The sequence below is a fragment of the Mesorhizobium sp. RCAM 06353 genome, assembly GCF_059683585.1.
In genome coordinates this window covers 1,280,664-1,301,675 of the sequence record NZ_CM185031.1, presented here as the reverse complement: position 1 = coordinate 1,301,675, position 21,012 = coordinate 1,280,664, and the positions used below count along the sequence as shown (strand labels likewise).

Genomic DNA, 21,012 nt, shown 5'->3' with positions numbered 1-21,012 from the left:
CGTCTTCGTCATCCTAGGGCGGAGCAAGGAGCGAAGCGACGCAGCGCAGACCCTAGGATCCATGCCGCGACGGTGATGCTATGCTCCGGCGGTGAAGAAACCGAGCCCCGACCATCCGGTTCCACGAAAGAGTTCGAACCACTCGGGATTCGCCTTCTCGATCAACTCGATCTTCCATTGGCGTGGCCAGCGTTTCAGGGACTTCTCACGTTGGATCGCATCAGTGATGTCGAAATACTCTTCGTACCAGACAAGGCGTTGCACGCCGTAGCGACTGGTGAAGCCTGAACCTTGGCCGGACTTGTGCTCGGGTACACGGCGGCCGAGGTCGTTGGTGACGCCGATGTAGATGGTGCCACGTTTCTGGCTTGCGGTCATGTAGACGTAGCCGGTCATGCTTGAAGGGTAGCCGGGGTAAGTGGGCGTGCAACCGCCATTTCTGATCCGCTGCACCCTACGACCAATGTCACGGCATGGATCCTAGGGCCTGCGCCGCGTCGCTTCGCTCCTTGCTCCGCCCTAGGATGACGAAGGTATGGGTTGCCGTAGAAAACAAATCCGCCCGTCACACTCATCTCGCAAAATCATTCCTCTACTAAATTTATAGAATTACCTAGCCTGATCCCTCATCCACCGGCGAGGACATTTTCCCGGCGCCGATCCGCAGCGAAGGAGAGGGATCATGTTCAATCTGACGAGACGCGTTTTCGGCATCGGCCTTGTGGCCGCGACGCTTGCCCTGCCGTTCGGCGCTTCGGCGCAGGAGCTGAAGCAGCTCAGCATCGGCTATCAAAAGACCAGCCTGCCGGTGATCGCCAAGCAGCAGCAGGTGATCGAGAAGGCGTTTGCTGGCGTCACCGTGAAATGGGTCGAGTTCACCGCTGGCCCACCGCTGGTCGAGGCCCTCAATGTCGGCGCCATCGACGTCGGCTGGACCGGCGACGCGCCGCCGATCTTCGGCCAATCGGCGGGCGCCAACATAGTCTATGTCGCGGCCCTGCCGTCCAATGGCGACGGCGAGGCGATCTTCGTCAAGCCGGCCTCGCCGGTCCAGTCGGTCGCCGACCTCAAGGGCAAGCGCGTCGGTGTCGGCAAGGGCACTTCCGCGCACAATCTTCTTGTGGCGGCGCTGGAGAAGGCCGGCGTTCCGTTCGACCAGATCACGCCGATCTATCTCAGCCCCGCCGATGCCGCCGCCGCCTTCGCCAGCGACCAGATCGATGCCTGGGCGGTCTGGGATCCGTTCTTCGCCATTGCCGAGACGCGCTACCAGCCGCGCGTGCTCGCCCGCTCCAGCGAGGTGCTCAAGGTCAACACCTATTTCCTCGCCAACAAGGATTTCGCCAAGGCGCATCCCGAAACCATCACCACGACCGTCGCCGCGCTTGGCGAGGCGGTGAAATGGGCCGATCAGAACCGCGACAAGGTGGCCGAGGCGCTGCATGAGGTGACCGGCGTGCCGCTCGACGCCCAGATCATCGCCGCCAACCGCAGCAAATTCGGTATCTTTCCGATCACCGACGAGATCGTCGCCAGCCAGCAGGCGACCGCCGACCGCTTCTTCAAGCTCGGCCTGATCCCGAAGGCGGTCCGCATCTCCGACGCGGTGTGGACCGCGCCAGGCAATTGATCTTTTGTCTCGCGGCGCCGGGTGAGAACGCCCGGCGCCGTAGCCGTTTGTGCCTGCATCTCCAGGAAGTACGACATGACCACGCCAGCCAGCACCGCGCCACTCGATTTCTTCTGGTTCATCCCGACGCATGGCGACGGTTCCTATCTCGGTTCCGAACAGCAGCAGCGGCCGCCGGAGTTCGGTTATTTCAAGGAGATCGCCCAGGTCGTCGACCGGCTCGGTTTTCCCGGCGTGCTGCTGCCGACCGGGCAGAATTGCGAGGATTCCTGGATCACCGCGACGGGCCTTGCGACGCTCACCGAAAAACTCAAATTCCTGGTGGCACTACGGCCCGGCGTGACGCTGCCGACCTTCGCCGCGCGCCAGACGGCGGCACTCGATCGGTTGAGCAATGGCCGGCTGCTGCTCAATGTCGTGGTTGGCGGCAATCCGACCGAGCTCGCCGGCGACGGCGTCTTCCTGCCGCATGACGAGCGCTATGCGCAGGCGCATGAGTTCCTGACCATCTGGCGCGCCCTGGTCTCCGGCGAGCGCGTCAATTTCGATGGCAAATATTACCGCGTCGAGAATGGCCGCCTCGACCTTTTGCCGAGCCAGGAGCGGCCGCCGCTCTATTTCGGCGGCTCGTCCAACGCCGGCCAGGACCTCGCCGCCGATCTCGTCGACATGTACCTGACCTGGGGCGAGCCGCCGGCGCAGGTCGCCGAGAAGCTCGCTTCGGCGCGCACAAAGGCGGCGCTGCGCGGCCGAAAACTGCGCTTCGGCATCCGGCTGCACTTCATCGTTCGCGAGACCGAGGACGAAGCCTGGCGCGCTGCCGACCGGCTGATCAGCCATGTCACCGACGCCCAGATCGAAAATGCGCAGGCGCGCTTCCTCAACCAGATGGATTCGGTCGGCCAGCGCCGCATGGCCGAACTGCATGGCGGCCGCCGTGACAAGCTTGTTGTCTCGCCCAATCTGTGGGCCGGCGTCGGCCTGGTGCGTGGCGGCGCCGGCACCGCACTGGTCGGCACGCCGGAGCAGATCGTCGAGCGCATCCGCGAATACCAGGCAATCGGCATCGATACAATCATCGGCTCGGGCTACCCGCATCTCGAGGAAGCCTACCGCGTTGCCGAGCTGTTGTTCCCGAAGCTCGGGCTCGGCACCAGGCGTCAGCGGGCGCATGAGAACATCGCCAATGAATTCTCGGTCGGCTTCCATGGCGCCGCCCGCCTGCAGGCCTCGTCATGAGCTTTTCCGCGCGCCTGCACGCAAACGCCATCGGCTGGGTGCTGCCGGTGCTGGTCATCGCCGGCTGGGAGATTGCCAGCCGCGCGGGCGTCATGCCGGCCAATGTGCTGCCGGCGCCAAGCGCGGTTGCCGAGGCCTTCTGGCGGCTGACGCTTTCGGGTGAACTGATCCGCAACATCGGCGTTTCCACGGCGCGCGCGCTTGCCGGCTTTGCCGTCGGCGGCTCGATCGGCTTCGCGCTCGGCCTCGCCAACGGGCTGTCGCGGCTCAGCCGCGGCCTGACCGACACCACGCTGCAGATGATCCGCAACATTCCGCATCTGGCGCTGATCCCGCTCGTCATCCTGTGGTTCGGCATCGATGAGGAAGCAAAGCTGTTCCTGGTGGCGCTTGGCGTGTTCTTCCCGATCTACGTCAACACGCTGCTCGGCATCCAGAGCGTCGATCCGCAACTGGTCGAGATGGGTCGCGTCTACGGCATGGACCGCCGCGCACTGTTCTTCCGCGTCATCCTGCCCGGCGCGCTGCCGGCGATCTTCGTCGGCTTGCGCTACGCCTTGGGCATCATGTGGCTGACGCTGATCGTCGCCGAGACCATCTCGGCCAGCTCCGGCCTCGGCTACATGGCCATGCAGGCGCGCGAATTCCTGCTGATCGATGTCGTCGTGCTGTCGATCCTGATCTACGCGCTGCTCGGCAAGCTCGCCGACAGTCTCGCCCGCCTGCTCGAGCGGCTGTCGCTCGGCTGGCATCCCGCCTTCCAGAACGGATGAGTCTTCGATGCCAGCTGCCAGCCTGACCTCCGTCCGTTCCTTCGTCGCCTCGCCCGCGCCGCCGCGCCCGGCGATAGCGGTCGAAGGCCGCCGCGCCTTCGCCTTCAAGGGCGTGGAAAAACGCTTCGGCGACAAGATCGTGCTCGACGGCATCGACCTCGACGTGCCGGCCGGGCAGTTCGTTGCCGTCATCGGCAAGAGCGGCTGCGGCAAGAGCACGCTGCTCAGGTTGCTGGCGGGTCTCGACCGGCCGACATCGGGATCGCTGACGCTGGGCGCCGAGGAAGAGGGCCACAGCCGCACCCGCTTCATGTTCCAGGAGCCGCGCCTGTTGCCCTGGGCCAGCGTGGTGAAAAATGTCGAGGTCGGGCTCACCGGCATCGCCGCCGGCGCGGATGCAAGGCAACGCGCGCTCGACATTCTGGGCGAGGTCGGCCTCGCCGATCGCGCCGATGAATGGCCCTCGGTGCTGTCCGGCGGCCAGAAGCAGCGCGTGGCGCTCGCCCGCGCATTGGTCGGCCAGCCGCAGATCCTGGCGCTTGACGAGCCGCTCGGCGCGCTCGACGCGCTGACCCGCATCGAGATGCAGCAATTGCTGGAGCGCATCTGGCTCGCCCAGAGATTCACCGCCGTGCTGGTCACCCACGATGTCGCCGAAGCGGTCGCGCTCGCCGACCGGGTGGTGGTGATCAGCGCAGGCCGGATCGCGCTCGACCTGGAGGTGCCGGTGGCCCGGCCACGCCGGCGCGGCTCCGCCGAGCTCGCCCGCCTCGAAGGCACGATCCTGGACCGGTTGTTCGGCTAGGGCTTGCGGCGGCGGCGGGAACCTCGAGAAGTCGGCGGGACAGCGCCCCCCCTCTGCCCTGCCGGGCATCTCCCCCACAAGGAGGGAGATTGGCAGCTTCGGTCTCGCTACCTTTCTTTCAACGTTGGAGATTGGCGAAAAGCAGACCTGATGGTTGATCTCCCCCCTTGTGGGGGAGATGTCCGGCAGGACAGAGGGGGGCGCCCACGCTCGTTCTGCAACGCAGTCTAGCGCCACTCACCCCCTACCGGTTCGCCCAAACCAGCCCGGCTAGGCCGACAAGCATGGCGACGAGACCGATATAGAGCCATTGCGACTGGCCGGTCATGAAGCTGCCGCCGACGACGCCGATGCCTTGCAGCGACCACAGCGCGCCGATGGCCAGCACAATCAAGGCCAGCAGATTTTTGGTCAGTTTCATTGACGGATCTCGCTTTTCAAGTCGATCGTATGCGGCGCTGTGAGCGTGATGAAAGAGCCAAAGGAAGGGACCCAATCACGCCGGATTCTACTTGGATATTAATCCGATATCTTGTCAAAGCGATCTAAAAATATCGGCCCGAAGATCATCGAGAATTGATCAGATATCGCGGAAAATCCCTGACAGACTGTTACCCGCTGACTCCAAACGTGTGATCTCGCCACGGAACGGACAGATGCTTGCCGCATTTCCTGCCTTATTCGCCACCTAACGGCTGGGGTCTGTCAAAAACGGAGCCACCCCCTAAAGATGAAGAACCTAAACCAGACCGCGCTTGTCGCGGTAACGATCGCTGCTGGCCTGATGGTCGGTGCCTCTGCTACCTCGGCAACCGCCGCCGCCGGCCAGTGTGGCCGCGCCTCCTGGTACGCGCTGCACTCGAAGACCGCATCGGGCGAGCGCATGAACCCTTCGGCGATGACCGCCGCCCACCGCACTCTGCCTTTCGGCACCAAATTGCGGGTCACCAACCAGCACAACGGCCGCAGCGTCATCGTGCGCATCAATGATCGTGGTCCTTTCATCAGGGGTCGCATGCTCGACCTGTCGAAGGGTGCCGCCGGACAACTTGGCTTTATCAGCTCCGGCCAGACCGCCGTCTGCGTCGCGCGCGTCTAAGCTACTCCTGTGTCGGGCAACAGGGCCGGACACATTTCCTACACATTTCGGCACTGCACATTGAGCCGGCTCGGCCATTGCAGGCGGATTTGCAAGCCTTTGGACGAAAGAACCATTGGTCACGCCACGTGACGTATTGCGTCGCAGCAATTAGTTGTTAACCTCGCCGCGAGACATTTAAGGCTCGGCGCTGCTCGTCGTCCCTTCGGTCGAGGCAGCAGCGGGGTTCTTGATGTTCTACCAACTCTACGAAATGAACCACGCCGCCTTGCAGCCTGCGCGCCTCTATGCCGACGCGGTGCGCATGTTCTACTCCAACCCGCTCAATCCGATCTCGCACACGCCCTGGGGCCGTTCGATCGCGGCGGGCGCCGAACTGTTCGAACGCACCACGCGCCGCTATGGCAAGCCGGCCTTCGGCCTCGACAAGACCGTCGTCGACTGGAAGAGCGTCGCGGTCACCGAAAAGACCGTCTGGTCGAAGCCGTTCTGCAATCTCGTCCGCTTCGAGCGCGCGGTGCCTGCTGGCCGCAAGCCGGATCCGAAGCTTCTGATCGTGGCGCCAATGTCGGGCCACTATGCCACGCTGCTGCGCGGCACGGTGGAAGCCATGCTGCCGTATGCCGATGTCCACATCACCGACTGGGTCGACGCCCGCATGGTGCCGCTGGCCGACGGCAGCTTCGATCTCGACGACTATATCGACTACATCATCGACATGTTCCACGCGCTCGGGCCCGACACCCATGTGATGGCGGTGTGCCAGCCTTCGGTGCCGGTTCTGGCGGCGGTGGCGCTGATGGAGACCAAGGGCGACCCCTTCGTGCCGTCGACGATGACCCTGATGGGCGGCCCGATCGACACCCGCCGCAACCCGACCGCGGTCAACCTGCTGGCGCAGGAAAAGGGCATCGACTGGTTCCGCGACAATGTCATCATGCACGCGCCCTGGCCGGTGCCGGGCTTCGGCCGCGAGGTCTATCCGGGCTTCCTGCAGCTGTCCGGCTTCATGAGCATGAACCTCGACCGCCACATCATCGCCCACAAGGACTTCTTCATGCACCTTGTGAAGCATGATGGCGACAATGCCGAGAAGCATCGCGACTTCTATGACGAATATCTGGCTGTCATGGACCTGACTGCGGAGTTCTACCTGCAGACCGTCGACACCGTCTTTGTCCGTCAGGCCTTGCCGAAGGGCGAGATGACGCATCGCGGCACGCAGATCGATCCCTCCATTATTCGTAACGTCGCTCTGTTCACCGTCGAGGGCGAGAACGACGACATATCGGGCCTTGGCCAGACCAAGGCGGCGCACGATCTGTGCCCCAACATCCCCGCCGACAGGCACGCGCACTATATGCAGCCGGCGGTCGGCCACTACGGCGTCTTCAACGGCTCGCGCTTCCGCTCCGAGATCGTGCCGCGCATCGTCGACTTCATCACCAGCTACGGCCGCCAGAACCGCGTCGCCGTGAAGCCGAGGCTGGTCCGCACCGCCAAGCGATAAGTAATTCCGGAATAAAATCGGCCGCCGGCCCGATTCTGTTGCACAATAGACGCTGTCCCTCGCCGCGGGTAACCATGCTGCAAATCAGGCCGTCGCCGTAATTGACACGGACTGTCAATCGCCCTTAACGTTTCGTTAACAACAGGGTGAGCGGGGACAATGAATTCCTCAACAATGGCGAGAAGGCTGCGCTTGTGCGCGGCTGCGGCCGGTCTGGCAGCCACGGGAGCCTGGATGGCACCGGCAATGGCTGCCGGAGCGATGGCGACCGGGGGCATCACCTCGCAGCCGATCGGCCACTATGATTTCTGCAAGCTCCACCCCGGCGAATGCTCGATCCGTCCGAGCAATCTGGCACCGGCCAGGATGACCAATGGGCTGATGAGCAAGCTCGCCGGCGTTAGCGCCAGGGTCAACGCCGCCGTCAAGCCGATGAGCGACATGGACATCTACGGCAAGGACGAGGTCTGGGCCTATCCCGACAAGGGCGTCGGCGATTGCGAGGACTATGTGCTGGAAAAGCGCCGCCGGCTGTCCCACATGGGCATCTCGCTTGCCGATCTTCTCATCACCGTGGTGCGCAAGCCCGATGGCGAAGGCCATTCCGTGTTGACGGTGCGCACCGACAAGGGCGACTACGTGCTCGACAATCTGACCGACAAGGTCAGGGCCTGGGACCAGACCGGCTACCGCTTCCTCAAGCGGCAGGCGATCGACAACACCGGCCGCTGGGTCTCGATCCGCGGCGGCCAGCAGGTTCTGGTCGGGTCGGTGGAATAGGGGACTGGGGCTGCGATTTTAGAGGCGCGGCCGTTCTTGCCAGTCCCGTGGGCTCTGTCGGCCAGTCTAGCAGAGGTTAGCGCCGCCCCTCATTGCCCTGCCGGGCATTTCTCCCCGTGAACGGGGAGAAAGACGCCGTCATCACTGATTTCGCCAATTATCAACGTCGTAAAGCAAGCGCCAACGGCGCGGCTGTTGCCCTCTCCCCGTTTACGGGGTGAGGCGTGGTCCGCGCAGCGGACGAAAAGCCAATTGCTTGGCTTTTCGAACAACGAACGCCCGAAGCGACAGCGAAGGGCCGGCGTGCCCGAAGGGCGGATGAGGGGCAGCGCCGACGTGGCCAGCCGTGCACCTCGCGCATCCCTCCGAAAATTTCTTCGCATCTCCATGAACCATTTCCGTCCGCCCGGCGACACACAGCCGTGAATGACGAAACCCAACCATGGAGACTTCAAATGACTGCTTTCCTGCGCAATACCCTTCTCGCCGTCGCCGCCGTATCGGCCATGGGCGGATCCGCAATGGCCGACCAGACGGTCAGCTGCTCCCACACCAACCTTAATGACCTTTGGGCCGGCCGTTGTTGCGGCACTGCAGGCGCCTCGGACTGCCTGGGCGGCGGCCACGACCGCGACCATCATGACAATGGCCGTCCGGGCACCAAAGGCGGCAACCCCAACGGCAGCACGGCCGGCAAGTATTGATCCTCACCACAGCTGCCCGCTGGCGGTTCGCCGGCGGGCACTGTTTTGCAATGAGCGGATGCTCGGCCGTCGCGAAATCCGCGTAAAAGCCGTTACTTCAGCCGGCCAAGTGCCGCGCGGATCGCGGCGGTGATGCGGCGCAGTTCCGCTTCGTCCAGCTTTTCGATGTTCTCGGCCAGCAGATTGGCGAGCTCGGTGGCGGTGGGATTGAGGCCCGACGTATCGAGTTTTACGCGTGGATGCGAGGCTTCGGCCAGCCGCGCCAATTCCTCGGCATCGTCCCAGATGATGTTGAAATAGCCGATGATCTTCTGGATCAGCGTCCAGGTCGGCGCGCCGCGCCGGCCATGTTCGAGCGCCGAGAGATAGGCGGCGCTGACGCCGATCGCCGCCGCCATGTCCTTCTGGCTGACCCCGCGCTCGGTGCGCAGTGCCCGCAGCCGCTCGCCGAACGGCGTCATGCGCCCGGCCTCCTCATGACCGTGCCCGCCGCAGCCGTATATAGAGCGCGCCCGAGCCGCCATGGTTGCGGGCGGCATGGTCGTGGCTGGAGACCAGCGGCCGGAACGCCGGCGTCGACAGCCAAGCCGGCACCGCACGCCGCAACACACCATCACCACCGGAGGACGACCCCTTGCCGGTGATGACCAGCACATAGCGGATGCCGCCGGCATGCGCCCGGTGCAGGAAGGAGAACAGCAGCGAATAGGCCTCGTCCTGCGTCATCCCATGCAGGTCGACACGGCCCTCGATCGGCAGCCGGCCCTTCGACAATTTGTCCAGCGTCGGCTCGTCGAGCCGGTGCGTGACATGCTGCACCTTCGGCTTTGCCGCACCCGGCGCACTGGCGGCGGGCTGCGCCGTCTGCGGCGCCGTCGGCTTGGCCTCGATGGCCAGATCGGGGATGTCGACCGAAATCCTGCCCTTCAGCGGCTTGGCCGTGCGCGCCACCAGGTTCCACAGCACCCGGTCGTCTTCGCTCAGCCTGTCCGGGCGCTTGCTCATCACGCGCCCCCGGCTAGCGCGCGCGGCACCAGCGCGTAGAAATCGGCGGCATTGCGCACCACGCCGGCGATTTCGCCGGCGGCATCGCCCGAACCGGCGAACAGATCGCCTCGCGCCGGCCCGGTGATGGCCGAGCCGGTGTCCTGCGCGATCATCAGCCGCCGGAACGGTCTTTTGTCGAAGGCGGTCAGCGTCGGCGCGTCGATATAAAAAGGCGTGCCGAATGTGTGCAGCAGCCGGTCGACGGCGACCGAGCGGCCTGGCGTCAGCGGCACCTTGGCGGCGGCGATCGGGCCGAGGGCTGCGTTCTCGACATCGGCCTCGCGGAAGAAGATGTAGGAGCGGTTCTGCCACAGGATCTCGTCGATGCGCTCCGGATGCGCCTTGAACCAGGCGCGGATCGACTGCATCGTCACCTCTGCCAGCGGGATTTCCCCCAACTCGCTCAGGATTTTGCCCGGCCCGGTGAAACGCTGGCCGGACTTGGCGGCGTAGGTGACGCGGCAAAGCCGGCCATCGGTCATGGCGAGGCGTGCCGCCCCTTGCACATGGACGAAGAAGGCATCGACCTTGTCGGCCAGCCAGGCGATCTCAAGTCCTTGGCCGGCCAGCGCGCCGCGCTCGATCGTGCCGCGGTCTGGATATTCAGCCAGTCCATCCGGCAGCCTGCGTGCGAAGGCAAGATAAGAATCCATCCCTTGCGGCCGGTTGGCGTCGTCGACATCGGCGAGATCGGCCGGCCGCGACAAAAGCGGCACGGCAAACCGCTCCGTCCGCACCGGCGATGCCTCGACTTGCGGCTCGTAGAAGCCGGTAACCAGCCCGGCGCCGGTTTCGGCGCGGACCAGCATGGGGACAAAATGGCGCTCGAAAAAGGCGCAAGCTTTCGACCGGCTCACGGAAGAGGCAGCGCGCGCCGCCGCATAGGCATCAGTGAAGGCGCCGAAATCGACGCCGAGCGAACCGCTGCGATAGGGTTTTACCAAGACATGGAAGGCGGAGCGGCGAAAAGCCTCGAAGGCCGGAAAATGGTCGTCGTCGCCCCAGCCGGGGAGATCATCGAAAGACTTTGCCAACAAGAGAGGCGATAGCGACACCGGAGCCCCGCTCTGTCTGGGCTCAGTCTTCTTCTTCGGTGGCGACGAGCTTCCAGTTCGGATCGCGCGAGCGCGTGTCGCGGGCGAAGGTCCAGACATCCTTGACCTCGGCCACGGTTTCCGGATCGCCGTCGATGACGGCGCCGGCCTTGTCGCGCGTCGCCGAAATCAGTTCGCTGATGATGCGCAACGTCACATGCGCCTCGCCGCCCTTCATCTCGGCCGAAACGATATCGGCCTTGTCGATGCCGACGAAGGAGGACTGGATCTTTTCCGCCTTGGCCTCGCGTTCGCCGATCGCGGCGACAAAACCGTCGAACACCTCGCGCGACAACAGGTTCTTCAGCGTTTTGCGGTCGCCGTCGGCATAGGCCATGACGATCATCTCATAGGCCATCTTGGCGCCGTCGACGAAACCTTTCGGATCGAAGGACGGGTCATTGTCCTTGATCGTGCGCAGGCCCTTGTTGAGGTCGGTGTCGGGCTTGGCGAAGGCATCGATCGCGGTATAGGCGTCGGCCGGCGCCGGCTCGCCCGGCAGCCGCTTGCGCGGCAGCGAAACGACATTCTCGGGCTTCTGCGTGGCGTCCTTGTCGGTGCGCGCCGCCGTGTAGGGATCGAAGGGCGGCCGCTCGCTACCGGTCCGACGGCCCAGCACGTTGCGCAACTGGAAGAAGATCACCACCGCCGCGATCAGGAAGAAAATCGTGCCGAAGTCGAAGAATCCCATATCTTCCGCCAATCAATCCCTGCCTCGAGGCCGGACCATCCGGCCCAACAGCCGCGGTCGCATAGCGTTCAACATTCAAAGCATATAGAACGCAAGGTGCAATCATTCAAATCAATGGCAGGCATACCTATCTAACAGCCTCAGTGCCAGCGGCGATTGGCCGCCGATGGGCCAAAACAATCGAAACGACCAAAACGACCGAAAAGGTTGCCCAAGGAAAAGGTTGCCAAGACTTGCGCATTTCGCTGCTTCCCTTTTTCTTCTCGCCCTGCCGCTGCTGGAAATCGCCGGTTTCGTCATCGTCGGCCGCGAGGTCGGCGCGCTGGCGACGGTCGGCCTGGTGCTGGCGTCGAGCATTGCCGGCGTGCTTCTGCTCAGGCACCAGGGTTTCGGCGTCATGGCGCGGGTGCGCGCCGAGATGGACGCCGGCCATGATCCCAGCCGCCATCTTGCCCACGGCGCCATGATCGTGGTCGCGGCGATCCTGCTGATCATCCCCGGCTTCATCACGGACATTATCGGCCTGCTGTTGTTCCTGCCGCCGGTGCGCGACCTCGCCTGGCGCCGGTTCAAGGGCCGCATCGTCGTCGCCACCGATTTCTCGGCCGGCGGTTTTCGCGGCCGGAGCCGCGACAAGGTCATCGACCTCGAAGACGGCGACTATTCGCGCGAGGACGATTTCAAGCGCGGACCGGATCACAACTCGCCCTGGCGGCGTCTCAAGGACGATTAGGTCGGCCATCCGTCGCTTCGTCATCCTAGGGCGGAGCAAGGAGCGAAGCGACGCGGCGCAGACCCTAGGATCCATGCCGCGACCTCTGAACGCCGCTACGATGGAGGATATTCACCCCGCCGCGCGGTTGTGAGCATTGAGCCGCTGCACCTGTCAGCAAGGTCGCGGCATGGATCCCAGGGCCTCCGCGACGCCGCTGCGCGGCTGCTTCGCCCTGGGATGACGACATGAGGAGCCGCAAGGCGGCAAACCTTGTCTTGTCCTGTCGGCCATGCTAGCCAACGCCCGATTTCAATTCGGTCAGCAACGCTGCCCAGGGGAAAAGGAAACGGCTCATGGCCAGCAATGATGACGCGCCAGCCGGCGCGGCCAACGGAAACGGCAACACGGCGGCGCAGCCGTCGCTCAACGTGCTGGCCCAGTATGTGAAGGACCTGTCCTTCGAAAGCCCCGGCGCGCCGAACTCGCTGCGCGGCCGCGACAAGGCCCCCGGCATCGCCATCAACGTCAATGTCAACGCCAACCCGCTCTCCGACAAGCAGTTCGACGTCAATCTGACGCTGAACGCCAAGGCCTCCTTCGACCAGGAAGTGCTGTTCAACGTCGAGCTGATCTATGGCGGCGTCTTCGCCATTTCGGGCTTCCCGCAGGAGCACATGCTGCCGATCCTGTTCATCGAATGCCCGCGCCTTTTGTTCCCCTTCGCCCGCCAGATCATCGCCGAAGCCACCCGCAATGGCGGCTTCCCGCCGCTGATGCTCGACCCGATCGACTTCGCGCAGATGTTCCAGCAGAAGATCGCCGAAGACCAGGCCGCGGCCTCGAAGGTCCAGGTGAGCTGATTTCAGGCTGAACGGATGTTCTGAAAAACCCGGCCTTGCGCCGGGTTTTTTTATTGGGGGCGTCACCCCGTCCCTTCGTCATCCTAGGGCGTAGCAAGGAGCGAAGCGACGCGGCGCAGACCCTAGGATCCATGCCGGGACTCCTAAGCGTCGCTACGGTCCAGAATTCTGCTCCGCTGCACCTGTCAGCAAGGTCGCGGCATGGATCCTAGGGTCTCCGCGACGGAGCTACGCTCCTGCTCCGCCCTAGGATGACGACGTTAAGAGGCCTGCGCGCCCTCCCCGCCAACCGCCCGCTCACCCCTGCGGAGCACCGCACAACTCCTGCGGATTCCAGAACACTCCCCAGCGCCACCCAGCCCTATCATCGGCCGCTCAGGCAAAGGCGTCCCGGCGGTCGCAGCCGCCCCCGCGTTGGCGATTCGTCGGGACGCCCAACAAAGAGGGAACGACGATGAAATTCATGCTGACCGACCGCAAACTGCATCCGCGGGCCAAGCCTGTCGCCGACGATTTCAAGAAGGGCGGCATCAACCGCCGCGAATATCTTGCGCTGATGGCCGGCCTCGGCGTCAGCGCCGCCGGCGCGCTGGCGCTTGGCGGCCTCGCCCCGACTCCGGCCCGCGCCGCCGAGCCCAAGAAGGGCGGCACCTTGCGCGTCGCCATGAACGTCAAGGGGTTCAAGGACCCGCGCACCTTCGACGGCGTCGAAATGTCCAACGTCGCCCGCCACTGCAACGAATATCTGGTGCGCTGGAACACCGATTTTTCCTTCGAGCCCTGGCTGCTCGAAAAATGGGAGATGAGCGACGACGCGAAAACGCTGACGCTGCATGTGCGCAAGGGCATTTCCTGGTCGAATGGCGACGCCTTCAACGCCGACGATGTCGTCCACAACCTCACCCGCTGGTGCGAGGCCGGTGTCGCCGGCAATTCGGTCGCCGCGCGCATGGGCGCGCTGGTCAATGCCGACACCAAGAAGGTGGTCGATGGCGGCATCGAGAAGGTCGACGACTTCACCATCAAGCTGAACCTGCCGAAGCCCGACATTTCGTTGATCGCCGGCATGGCCGACTATCCCGCTTTGATCATGCACCGCTCCTATGACGGCGATGGCGATCCGATGAAGGCGCTCGCCATCACCACCGGTCCCTGCGAATTGGTGAAATGGGACGCCGAGACCGGCGCCGAGGTGAAGCGCAAGGACAAGCCGTGGTGGAAGGGCGAATTCTGGCTCGATGGCATCCAGTGGATCGACTACGGCTCCGATCCCAACGCCATGCTGTCGGCCTTCGAATCCGGCGAGATCGACACCGACCACGAAACCGCCTCCGATGCCGTCTCGCAGACCGACAAGATGGGGCTGAAGAATTCCGAGATCGCCACCGGCTCCACCATCGTCGCCCGCTTCAACATCGGCAACGCGCCCTATGACGACGTCCAGCTGCGCCGCGCCGCCCAGCTCGCCGTCGACAATGCCGCCGTGCTGAAGCTCGGCCTCGACGGGCGCGGCAAACCCGCCGACAACCACCATGTCGGCCCCATGCACCCCGAATATGCCGATATCGGCCCCGCAAAACGCGACGTGGAGGAGGCGAAAAAACTGCTCGCCGCTTCCGGCAAGGCGGATCATGAATATGAGCTGATCTCGGTCGACGTCGAATGGCAGAAGAGCACCGCCGACGCCATCGCCGCGCAGATGCGCGAGGCCGGCCTCAAGATCAAGCGCACCGTGCTGCCCGCCGCCACCTTCTGGAACGACTGGAGCAAATATCCTTTCTCGTGCACCGAATGGCTCGGCCGCCCGCTCGGCGTCCAGGTGCTGGCGCTCGCCTACAAATCGGGTGCGGCCTGGAACGAAAGCGCCTACGCCAGCAAGGAGTTCGACGACCTCCTCGACAAGGCGCTCGCCACCCCCGACGCCAAGGCGCGCAAGGAGATCATGGCCGGCATCGAGAAGAATCTGCGCGATTCAGGCATCATCATCCAACCCTACTGGCGCTCGGTGTACCGGACCTATCGCAAGGGGGTTGAAGGCTGTGAGCAGCACCAGGCGCTCGAGCAGCATTTCGAGAAGGTTTGGATGGAGGGGTGAGGCTCAGGCGAGGGCGCCGCTGAGGCACGGTAAGGGCATCTTTGTAAAAGTTCGCGCTGCCCCTCATCTGGCTGCCGCCACTTCGTCGTTCGAAAAGCCAAGCAGTTGGCTTTTCGTCCTCTGCGCGGACCACTCCTCAACTCCCCGTAAACGGCCAGCGTCGCGGAAAAGGCGCCGGCATTGCGCCAGCTTCTTTCGCCCCGTTTACGGGGAGAAATGCCCGGCAGGGCAATGAGGGGCGGCGCCGACGTTCGCCTTCCTTGCTCCCCGGGAGAAGGCAAGGCGCCCTACTGCATTGGCATCGCCAGCCCCAACATTTCATGTACGACGCAAAGCGTGCGACGCCGGGCGGTGGACCGCCGCCGCCGCAGGGCGCATGGTTGCGCTGTCGCTGGCCACTCAATGGGCGCTGGTGCTTGAGAGTGTCAGCGTACTCCCGCCCCTGTCGGGAGCAAATGCAATGGAAGACCCCACCGGGCCGCCGCTCACTTTCCATGCGTTGCGCAGGGCGTTCAAGGCATCCATCGCCGAACACCTCATCCCTGAGGCGCAATGGGCGGACCACTGCACGGCCCTGCTGCGCGAACTCACGCGCAAGGCGCATGTCGACAGCGGCCTGGTCAACTGGATTGTTCGCGGCGAGATCACCGGGCGCATGCAGCGGCAGGGAAGTGGCCGGCGCGCATGCCGGTGAAGACAATTGCCTGAGTCCCGCGCCGGCCACTGGCGACCTGATAAAAGGTCCGCCGCCCGATTTTTGTAGCTGGCGATAGGGGCCTGATCAACCAAGCCGGGATGCTTGGTACGGTTTCGTACAAAACTTGCTGTGGTGGCGGGAGAGCGATTGGCGATGACGGGCTGGAAGCATCGGCAAAAATGGCGCCAGGGCCGCACCTGATCTGAATAAGGGGCGGACAATTGCCTGAGTCAGCGCTGCCCCTTACTGTCCTGCCGGACATCTCTCCCCGTAAACGGGGCGAGAGAAGCTGGCCGCAACGCCGGCGCTCTTTCTCAATGTTTGCGATTGGCGAAAGCGGTGATGACAGCCTCCCTCGCCCCGTTTACGGGGAGAGGATGCTGGCAGGCAGGTGAGGGGCAGCGCCAACGCCTGAAATAAGGCGCTGCGCCCTCACCGCCCATCCCTCAGCAGCGTCCAGATCCAGCCAACAAAAGTCAGCACCAGGAACGGATAGCCGGCGGCGGGCAGTGGCGCCGAGGTCGGCAGCAAGGGCGCGCCCCAGATAATCATGCAAGCCGAGACGACAAACAGCACGGCGGCCACGAGCGCGGTGAGCCGCACCCACAGCGCAAAAGTCTTCGGCGCGCTGACCATGACCAGTGCCACCGCCCAAAGCGTGATGCCGCCGACATAGGAGGGCACGCTGGCCTGCAAGCCGGCCGCATTGCCGGCCAGCAGCAGCGTCTCGCCGGCGAGGAAGGTCAGGAAGCCCGCGGCGACGCAGTCATTGCCCAGCCGCTGGTATTTCATGGTGAGCAGCGCGGTGGCTACGACGAGTGCCGCGCCATCGATCGTCCAGAGCGTTTCGCGCAGTGGAGCGCTGGCGACGAAGGTGCCGGCCAGGCCGAAGGCACCGCCGATGGCGAGGCCGAGAGAGGCGACGGTGTCTGATGTGGTGCGCATGTGAACGTTCATATTCAGGCCTTAACAGGCAACTCAGATATCGCTTGGCCCACCGCAGTAGCGATCCGCTCCAGCTCCTTCAGCGACGAGGGCAGGGAGGTTGTGAAAGCGAGGAACGAACGGCCGAGTTCTGTCGAAGTCCTTCTATCGTCTATAGATGCTACGTCCTTCACAGCCGATTTGGCTTTGTCCATCGCTTGGGTCAGATACTTTCCTCTACCTGTCCTATTAGACGCAGCTGAAACGACATAATTCAGATCGAATCTGATTTCATTATTAACTATCCACATCTGCGCTGACACGCCTGACTCAGTAGTCGCTCTAAAAATGTCCGTATTTCTGCCAACTCGTAGGTTGGTTTGGCCTCCAAATATACGTTGGCTCACCTCTTCCAGAACCGAGTTGGGATCAAATGGGTAAATACCCGAATGAACATCCCTTATTATATCGAGTTCATCCATCACTTCCTGCAGGGACGGTCTTCTAACCTGATCTTCCATTGTAGTCGAGATAATCAAATCAAACATACGAGCCACAGTTGATTTCCAATTTTGATTATAACATTTGCGTGCGGCTGTTTCGACACGCTCATGCCAGTCAACCCTAGTTGATGCGTTGGCCAAGGGTACGTCAATCGACAAAATAAAGTATAGCAACATGCCGACGCCATAGACGTCGACTAGCGCACTTCTCGTGCTAAAAGGAGAGTTTCTATTCAACTGCTCTGGAGCCAGGTAACCTAGTGCTTGGGCTGCATTCATGTAGAACTCTGACCCAGATGCGCCCTTATACCAAGATAAGTCGAAATCTAGAATGTTAATTTGTTCCTTCGTTACTTCATCCCAATAGTCGCCAGATATCATTACGTTACTCGGGCGCAGGTCGCGGTGAAGAACGAACTGCTTCTGTGTATGGCAGCTAAACAAAATCTCGCAGATCCATTTCATAATGTTTATCTTACTAACTACAGGCGTATAGAAATAATCTATAGCATATTTCTCGAAATCGATGCCTTGGACAAAGTCCATTATTATGCTCGGAGGCAGTTCGGATGCACCTCTTATACCCACTACTCCAGCAATGCGGCTCTCCGTCAAAATCCGCATCGACTCAACTCCCCGCCGAAAACTATCCAGCATGACCTCGTCATCGCGGACATCAGGGTGGGCAACTTTGATGGCGATTTCCTGGCCTGCGGTATCCTGAGCTGAGAAAACTCGGCCAAAGTTACCCTTCCCTAGCTTCGAAATGACCGTGTTGCCGAGCCACTTGTTATTCGGCGGACCAATAGTAACTCTAGTCGCTAAATGTATAGCGCTATCGTATTTATTGCAGAACGCCCGATAGCTGTCATAATTAAATACGTCGCTATGGTAGAATCTATTGGTTGCAGAGCTCAGCGAAATTCTAATTTGATCGGGACTCTCCGAAACGAGCTCTTCTGGGGAAGGTATCACAGCGAATGATGTGGGTTCAGCGCGAACAGGTTTTGGTTCTGCGTCAATTGCTTTGAAAGCGGTGAGCTGAGATACTAGCTGAGAGAACCCTGCCTCCCACGTTAAGTCCTCGTTCAAGTAAATAATCTGTATGCCGAACTTCTGAATGATATCCCAGTCGTTCTCCTCTTCCGACCGTTTTATTAAAAAGTAGTCTCCATTCGCATAGTTTATGCTTCTTAGGTAACTCAGCTGTCCAGATACTGAAATGTCATCTACGGATATTCCATAGAATACCACCGTGTTGGAAGACAGAGTTTCTCTTAAAAACTGTATATATGCTGGATTGTCCAACAGTCGCTCTTTATTCTCTGTGGTCAAAACCCAAGACGCCGGAGTATCTATATTTCCATGAAGGTCAACTATGAGCTCTCGTTGACCACCGATCGTAAACCTACTTTCACTTATGGTCGATCCGAGAAGGTAATCTGCGGTAACTCCTGTCCTGAGTCTGTCGTATGACTTCCTAGAAAACCCATCTAAGTTTACACTAAGCATAATATCGGGGTGTAGTTTCCAAGATTCGTTATAGAATGTGGGAATTGTGTCGCTAAAACTTTCAAGTATATTTCTTACGGCAATTGGAAAGAAGGACTGCATATGTAGATGAAGAATGTCAACTTTCTTCCATGGATCAGGCTCGGCATCGAGGCTCTTTTTTACCTCGGATACGTAAGCATCACCAAGGCCAGATGTGGCGCCCTGTTGATATTGATCGAATAGGCGGCTGATGAAGGTGTTCCAATCCGGAAGACCAACCTCGCGAGATGCGCCGGCACCGGAAAACACGACGAGCCGACGAATGCGCTGCGCCAACATGTTGGCCAAGCGCTGAAATGACTGTTGATTTTCGAGAGGAATCTTCATTGACAGGCGGCCTCATTTTTGCGGCGAACCTACAACTATCAGCAGTTGCTGAATTGTCTCAATACCCTAGAGGCTAGTCCGCCATGTTCTTCAAGAGAATAGAAAACCGAGATTAGCCCTGCTAGCGGGCTGGCACTCGGCCCGCTCTCAATCGCCCATCTTCAAGGCCTGAATAAACGCCTCCTGCGGGATATCCACCTTGCCGAACTGCCGCATCCGCTTCTTGCCTTCTTTCTGCTTGTCCAGCAGCTTGCGTTTGCGCGAGACGTCGCCGCCGTAGCATTTGGCGGTCACGTCCTTGCGCAGCGCCGAGATGGTTTCGCGGGCAATGACCTTGCCGCCGATCGCGGCCTGGACCGGGATCTTGAACAGATGGTTGGGGATCAGCTCCTTCAGCTTCTCGACCATCTGCCTTCCGCGCTTTTCCGCCGCCGTGCGGTGCACCAGCATGGACAGCGCATCGACCGGCTCCTCATTGACCAGGATCGACATCTTCACCAGGTCGCCCTCCTTGTAGTCGGTCAGGTGGTAGTCGAACGAGGCGTAGCCCTTGGAGATCGATTTCAGGCGATCATAGAAGTCGAAGACGACTTCGTTGAGCGGCAAATCGTAGGTCAGCATGGCGCGCTTGCCGACATAGGACAGGTCGAACTGGATGCCGCGCCGGTCCTGGCAGAGCTTCAGGATACCGCCGAGATAGTCGTCGGGGGTCAGGATGGTGGCGCGGATCCACGGCTCCTCGATCGACGCGATCTTCACCACGTCGGGCATGTCGGCCGGGTTGTGCAACTCCTTCTCCGTGCCGTCATTGAGCTGCAGCCGGTAGACGACGGATGGCGCGGTCGCGATCAGGTCGAGATTGAACTCGCGCTCCAGCCGCTCCTGGATGATTTCCAGATGCAGCAAGCCAAGGAAGCCGCAGCGATAGCCGAAGCCGAGCGCGGCACTGGTTTCCATTTCATAGGAGAAAGAAGCGTCGTTGAGGCGCAGTTTGCCGACGGCGGCGCGCAGATCCTCGAAATCGGCGGCGTCGACCGGGAACAGGCCGCAGAACACCACCGGCTGCGCCGGCTTGAAGCCGGGCAGGGCCGTTGCCGTCTGGCGCTTGTCCTCGGTGATGGTGTCGCCGACGCGTGTGTCGGCCACTTCCTTGATCGAGCCGGTGAAGAAGCCGAACTCGCCGGGGCCAAGCTCGTCGACATTGATGCGGGCGGGCGTGAACACGCCGGTGCGCTCGACCAGATGCTTGGCGCCGGTGCCCATCATGCGGATGGTCTGGCCCTTCTTCAGCACGCCGTCGATGACGCGCACCAAAACGATGACGCCGAGATAGGCGTCGTACCAGCTGTCGACCAGCATCGCCTTCAAGGGTGCTGTCGCATCGCCTTCGCGCGGCGGCGGCAATTGGTGGACGATCGCTTCCAGCACATCGGGAATGCCAAGCCCGGTCTTGGCCGAGATCAGCACCGCGTTGGAGGCGTCGATGCCGATAACCTCCTCGACCTGCTCGCGGATGCGCTCCGGCTCGGCGGCCGGCAGGTCGACCTTGTTCAGCACCACGACGATCTCGTGGTTGTTGTCGATCGCCTGGTAGACATTGGCCAGCGTCTGCGCCTCGACGCCCTGGGAAGCGTCGACCACCAGCAGCGAGCCCTCGCAGGCGGCGAGCGAGCGCGACACTTCGTAGGCGAAGTCGACGTGGCCGGGCGTGTCGATGAGGTTGAGGATATAGTCCTCGCCATTGTTGGCGCGGTATTTCAGCCGCACCGTCTGCGCCTTGATGGTGATGCCGCGCTCGCGCTCGATGTCCATCGAGTCCAGCACCTGCTCCTTCATGTCGCGCAGCTCCAGCCCGCCTGTGGACTGGATCAGCCGGTCGGCGAGCGTGGATTTGCCATGGTCGATATGGGCGACGATGGAGAAATTGCGGATGTGGTCGAGGGGCGTGCTCATCCGCGCGCTTTA

21 protein-coding genes are annotated in these 21,012 nt (G+C 62.1%); 12 read left to right on the top strand and 9 right to left on the bottom strand.

Going from position 1 to position 21,012, the window contains the following annotated elements; translation table 11 throughout:
* Positions 1–78 precede the first annotated feature (78 nt).
* Entirely contained in the window at positions 79–396 is a 318-nt protein-coding gene (locus AC56QX_RS05985) for a GIY-YIG nuclease family protein (protein WP_497114333.1), read from the bottom strand.
* A gap of 286 nt (positions 397–682) precedes the next feature.
* Between AC56QX_RS05985 and AC56QX_RS05980 the strand changes: the two genes are divergently transcribed.
* The 4 genes from AC56QX_RS05980 to AC56QX_RS05965 all read left to right on the top strand — a co-directional run bounded on the left by AC56QX_RS05980 (position 683) and on the right by AC56QX_RS05965 (position 4,447).
* A complete protein-coding gene (locus tag AC56QX_RS05980; protein WP_497114331.1) occupies positions 683–1,630 on the top strand; it encodes a sulfonate ABC transporter substrate-binding protein in 948 nt (315 codons plus the stop codon).
* A 75-nt stretch (positions 1,631–1,705) separates the two neighbouring features.
* The gene (ssuD, locus tag AC56QX_RS05975; protein WP_497114328.1) at positions 1,706–2,869 is read left to right on the top strand and encodes an FMNH2-dependent alkanesulfonate monooxygenase; all 1,164 of its coding nucleotides are present in this window, start codon (positions 1,706–1,708) and stop codon (positions 2,867–2,869) included.
* Positions 2,866–3,642, top strand: coding sequence for an ABC transporter permease subunit (locus AC56QX_RS05970; RefSeq protein ID WP_475436973.1), 777 nt, complete (start codon positions 2,866–2,868; stop codon positions 3,640–3,642). Before ssuD ends, AC56QX_RS05970 begins: the two co-directional genes overlap by 4 nt.
* Before the next feature lie 7 nt (positions 3,643–3,649).
* The gene (locus AC56QX_RS05965; RefSeq protein ID WP_497114325.1) at positions 3,650–4,447 is read left to right on the top strand and encodes an ATP-binding cassette domain-containing protein; all 798 of its coding nucleotides are present in this window, start codon (positions 3,650–3,652) and stop codon (positions 4,445–4,447) included.
* A 244-nt stretch (positions 4,448–4,691) separates the two neighbouring features.
* Here the strand turns inward: AC56QX_RS05965 and AC56QX_RS05960 are convergent, their stop codons facing one another.
* Positions 4,692–4,868, bottom strand: a complete 177-nt coding sequence (locus tag AC56QX_RS05960) for a hypothetical protein (protein WP_497114322.1) — start codon at positions 4,866–4,868, stop codon at positions 4,692–4,694.
* 309 nt (positions 4,869–5,177) lie between these two features.
* Between AC56QX_RS05960 and AC56QX_RS05955 the strand changes: the two genes are divergently transcribed.
* From AC56QX_RS05955 to AC56QX_RS05940, 4 genes are all read left to right on the top strand, one after another.
* Positions 5,178–5,546: a septal ring lytic transglycosylase RlpA family protein gene (locus tag AC56QX_RS05955; RefSeq protein ID WP_095205058.1), complete on the top strand. Its 369-nt coding sequence runs from the start codon at positions 5,178–5,180 to the stop codon at positions 5,544–5,546.
* A 232-nt stretch (positions 5,547–5,778) separates the two neighbouring features.
* Positions 5,779–7,056: a polyhydroxyalkanoate depolymerase gene (locus tag AC56QX_RS05950; RefSeq protein ID WP_497114319.1), complete on the top strand. Its 1,278-nt coding sequence runs from the start codon at positions 5,779–5,781 to the stop codon at positions 7,054–7,056.
* 159 nt (positions 7,057–7,215) lie between these two features.
* Complete coding sequence (locus tag AC56QX_RS05945; protein ID WP_497114317.1) at positions 7,216–7,836, top strand: transglutaminase-like cysteine peptidase; 621 nt, start codon at positions 7,216–7,218, stop codon at positions 7,834–7,836.
* Positions 7,837–8,291: 455 nt separating this feature from the next.
* A complete protein-coding gene (locus AC56QX_RS05940; protein ID WP_497114314.1) occupies positions 8,292–8,540 on the top strand; it encodes a hypothetical protein in 249 nt (82 codons plus the stop codon).
* A 92-nt stretch (positions 8,541–8,632) separates the two neighbouring features.
* Here the strand turns inward: AC56QX_RS05940 and AC56QX_RS05935 are convergent, their stop codons facing one another.
* The 4 genes from AC56QX_RS05935 to AC56QX_RS05920 are packed head-to-tail and all read right to left on the bottom strand — an operon-like array spanning position 8,633 to position 11,372.
* Complete coding sequence (locus AC56QX_RS05935; RefSeq protein WP_497114312.1) at positions 8,633–9,001, bottom strand: helix-turn-helix domain-containing protein; 369 nt, start codon at positions 8,999–9,001, stop codon at positions 8,633–8,635.
* A 13-nt stretch (positions 9,002–9,014) separates the two neighbouring features.
* Positions 9,015–9,545, bottom strand: a complete 531-nt coding sequence (locus AC56QX_RS05930; RefSeq protein WP_497114309.1) for a Smr/MutS family protein — start codon at positions 9,543–9,545, stop codon at positions 9,015–9,017.
* Positions 9,545–10,642 carry a murein transglycosylase A gene (gene mltA / locus AC56QX_RS05925; protein ID WP_497114307.1) on the bottom strand — a complete coding sequence of 366 codons (1,098 nt, stop codon included), beginning with the start codon at positions 10,640–10,642 and terminating at the stop codon, positions 9,545–9,547. The genes AC56QX_RS05930 and mltA overlap by 1 nt, the downstream gene beginning before the upstream one ends.
* Positions 10,643–10,664: 22 nt before the next feature.
* Positions 10,665–11,372 (bottom strand): Tim44/TimA family putative adaptor protein, encoded by a 708-nt coding sequence (locus AC56QX_RS05920; RefSeq protein ID WP_497114306.1) that lies wholly within the window; start codon positions 11,370–11,372, stop codon positions 10,665–10,667.
* Positions 11,373–11,595: 223 nt separating this feature from the next.
* On the opposite strand from AC56QX_RS05920, the gene AC56QX_RS05915 reads away from it, so the two are divergent.
* From AC56QX_RS05915 to AC56QX_RS05900, 4 genes are all read left to right on the top strand, one after another.
* A complete protein-coding gene (locus tag AC56QX_RS05915; protein ID WP_497114303.1) occupies positions 11,596–12,105 on the top strand; it encodes an FxsA family protein in 510 nt (169 codons plus the stop codon).
* Positions 12,106–12,440: 335 nt separating this feature from the next.
* On the top strand, positions 12,441–12,947 hold the full coding sequence (gene secB / locus AC56QX_RS05910; protein ID WP_497114302.1) for a protein-export chaperone SecB: 507 nt from the start codon (positions 12,441–12,443) through the stop codon (positions 12,945–12,947).
* A 454-nt stretch (positions 12,948–13,401) separates the two neighbouring features.
* A complete protein-coding gene (locus AC56QX_RS05905; protein ID WP_497114299.1) occupies positions 13,402–15,042 on the top strand; it encodes an ABC transporter substrate-binding protein in 1,641 nt (546 codons plus the stop codon).
* A gap of 460 nt (positions 15,043–15,502) precedes the next feature.
* Positions 15,503–15,736 (top strand): hypothetical protein, encoded by a 234-nt coding sequence (locus AC56QX_RS05900; protein WP_497114296.1) that lies wholly within the window; start codon positions 15,503–15,505, stop codon positions 15,734–15,736.
* A 435-nt stretch (positions 15,737–16,171) separates the two neighbouring features.
* Here AC56QX_RS05900 and AC56QX_RS05895 read toward each other — a convergent pair whose 3' ends face one another.
* The 3 genes from AC56QX_RS05895 to lepA all read right to left on the bottom strand — a co-directional run bounded on the left by AC56QX_RS05895 (position 16,172) and on the right by lepA (position 21,000).
* Positions 16,172–16,684 (bottom strand): hypothetical protein, encoded by a 513-nt coding sequence (locus AC56QX_RS05895; RefSeq protein ID WP_497114293.1) that lies wholly within the window; start codon positions 16,682–16,684, stop codon positions 16,172–16,174.
* A 14-nt stretch (positions 16,685–16,698) separates the two neighbouring features.
* Positions 16,699–19,047, bottom strand: coding sequence for a protein kinase domain-containing protein (locus AC56QX_RS05890; protein WP_497114291.1), 2,349 nt, complete (start codon positions 19,045–19,047; stop codon positions 16,699–16,701).
* Between the two features lie 147 nt (positions 19,048–19,194).
* Entirely contained in the window at positions 19,195–21,000 is a 1,806-nt protein-coding gene (gene lepA, locus AC56QX_RS05885; protein ID WP_497114288.1) for a translation elongation factor 4, read from the bottom strand.
* Positions 21,001–21,012 lie beyond the last annotated feature (12 nt).

Coding starts and splice junctions, on each gene's coding strand:
- AC56QX_RS05985 (WP_497114333.1), bottom strand. CDS start 396: ATGACCGGCTACGTCTACATGACCGCAAGCCAGAAACGTGGCACCATC.
- AC56QX_RS05980 (WP_497114331.1), top strand. CDS start 683: ATGTTCAATCTGACGAGACGCGTTTTCGGCATCGGCCTTGTGGCCGCG.
- ssuD (WP_497114328.1), top strand. CDS start 1,706: ATGACCACGCCAGCCAGCACCGCGCCACTCGATTTCTTCTGGTTCATC.
- AC56QX_RS05970 (WP_475436973.1), top strand. CDS start 2,866: ATGAGCTTTTCCGCGCGCCTGCACGCAAACGCCATCGGCTGGGTGCTG.
- AC56QX_RS05965 (WP_497114325.1), top strand. CDS start 3,650: ATGCCAGCTGCCAGCCTGACCTCCGTCCGTTCCTTCGTCGCCTCGCCC.
- AC56QX_RS05960 (WP_497114322.1), bottom strand. CDS start 4,868: ATGAAACTGACCAAAAATCTGCTGGCCTTGATTGTGCTGGCCATCGGC.
- AC56QX_RS05955 (WP_095205058.1), top strand. CDS start 5,178: ATGAAGAACCTAAACCAGACCGCGCTTGTCGCGGTAACGATCGCTGCT.
- AC56QX_RS05950 (WP_497114319.1), top strand. CDS start 5,779: ATGTTCTACCAACTCTACGAAATGAACCACGCCGCCTTGCAGCCTGCG.
- AC56QX_RS05945 (WP_497114317.1), top strand. CDS start 7,216: ATGAATTCCTCAACAATGGCGAGAAGGCTGCGCTTGTGCGCGGCTGCG.
- AC56QX_RS05940 (WP_497114314.1), top strand. CDS start 8,292: ATGACTGCTTTCCTGCGCAATACCCTTCTCGCCGTCGCCGCCGTATCG.
- AC56QX_RS05935 (WP_497114312.1), bottom strand. CDS start 9,001: ATGACGCCGTTCGGCGAGCGGCTGCGGGCACTGCGCACCGAGCGCGGG.
- AC56QX_RS05930 (WP_497114309.1), bottom strand. CDS start 9,545: ATGAGCAAGCGCCCGGACAGGCTGAGCGAAGACGACCGGGTGCTGTGG.
- AC56QX_RS05920 (WP_497114306.1), bottom strand. CDS start 11,372: ATGGGATTCTTCGACTTCGGCACGATTTTCTTCCTGATCGCGGCGGTG.
- secB (WP_497114302.1), top strand. CDS start 12,441: ATGGCCAGCAATGATGACGCGCCAGCCGGCGCGGCCAACGGAAACGGC.
- AC56QX_RS05905 (WP_497114299.1), top strand. CDS start 13,402: ATGAAATTCATGCTGACCGACCGCAAACTGCATCCGCGGGCCAAGCCT.
- AC56QX_RS05900 (WP_497114296.1), top strand. CDS start 15,503: ATGGAAGACCCCACCGGGCCGCCGCTCACTTTCCATGCGTTGCGCAGG.
- AC56QX_RS05895 (WP_497114293.1), bottom strand. CDS start 16,684: ATGCGCACCACATCAGACACCGTCGCCTCTCTCGGCCTCGCCATCGGC.
- AC56QX_RS05890 (WP_497114291.1), bottom strand. CDS start 19,047: ATGAAGATTCCTCTCGAAAATCAACAGTCATTTCAGCGCTTGGCCAAC.
- lepA (WP_497114288.1), bottom strand. CDS start 21,000: ATGAGCACGCCCCTCGACCACATCCGCAATTTCTCCATCGTCGCCCAT.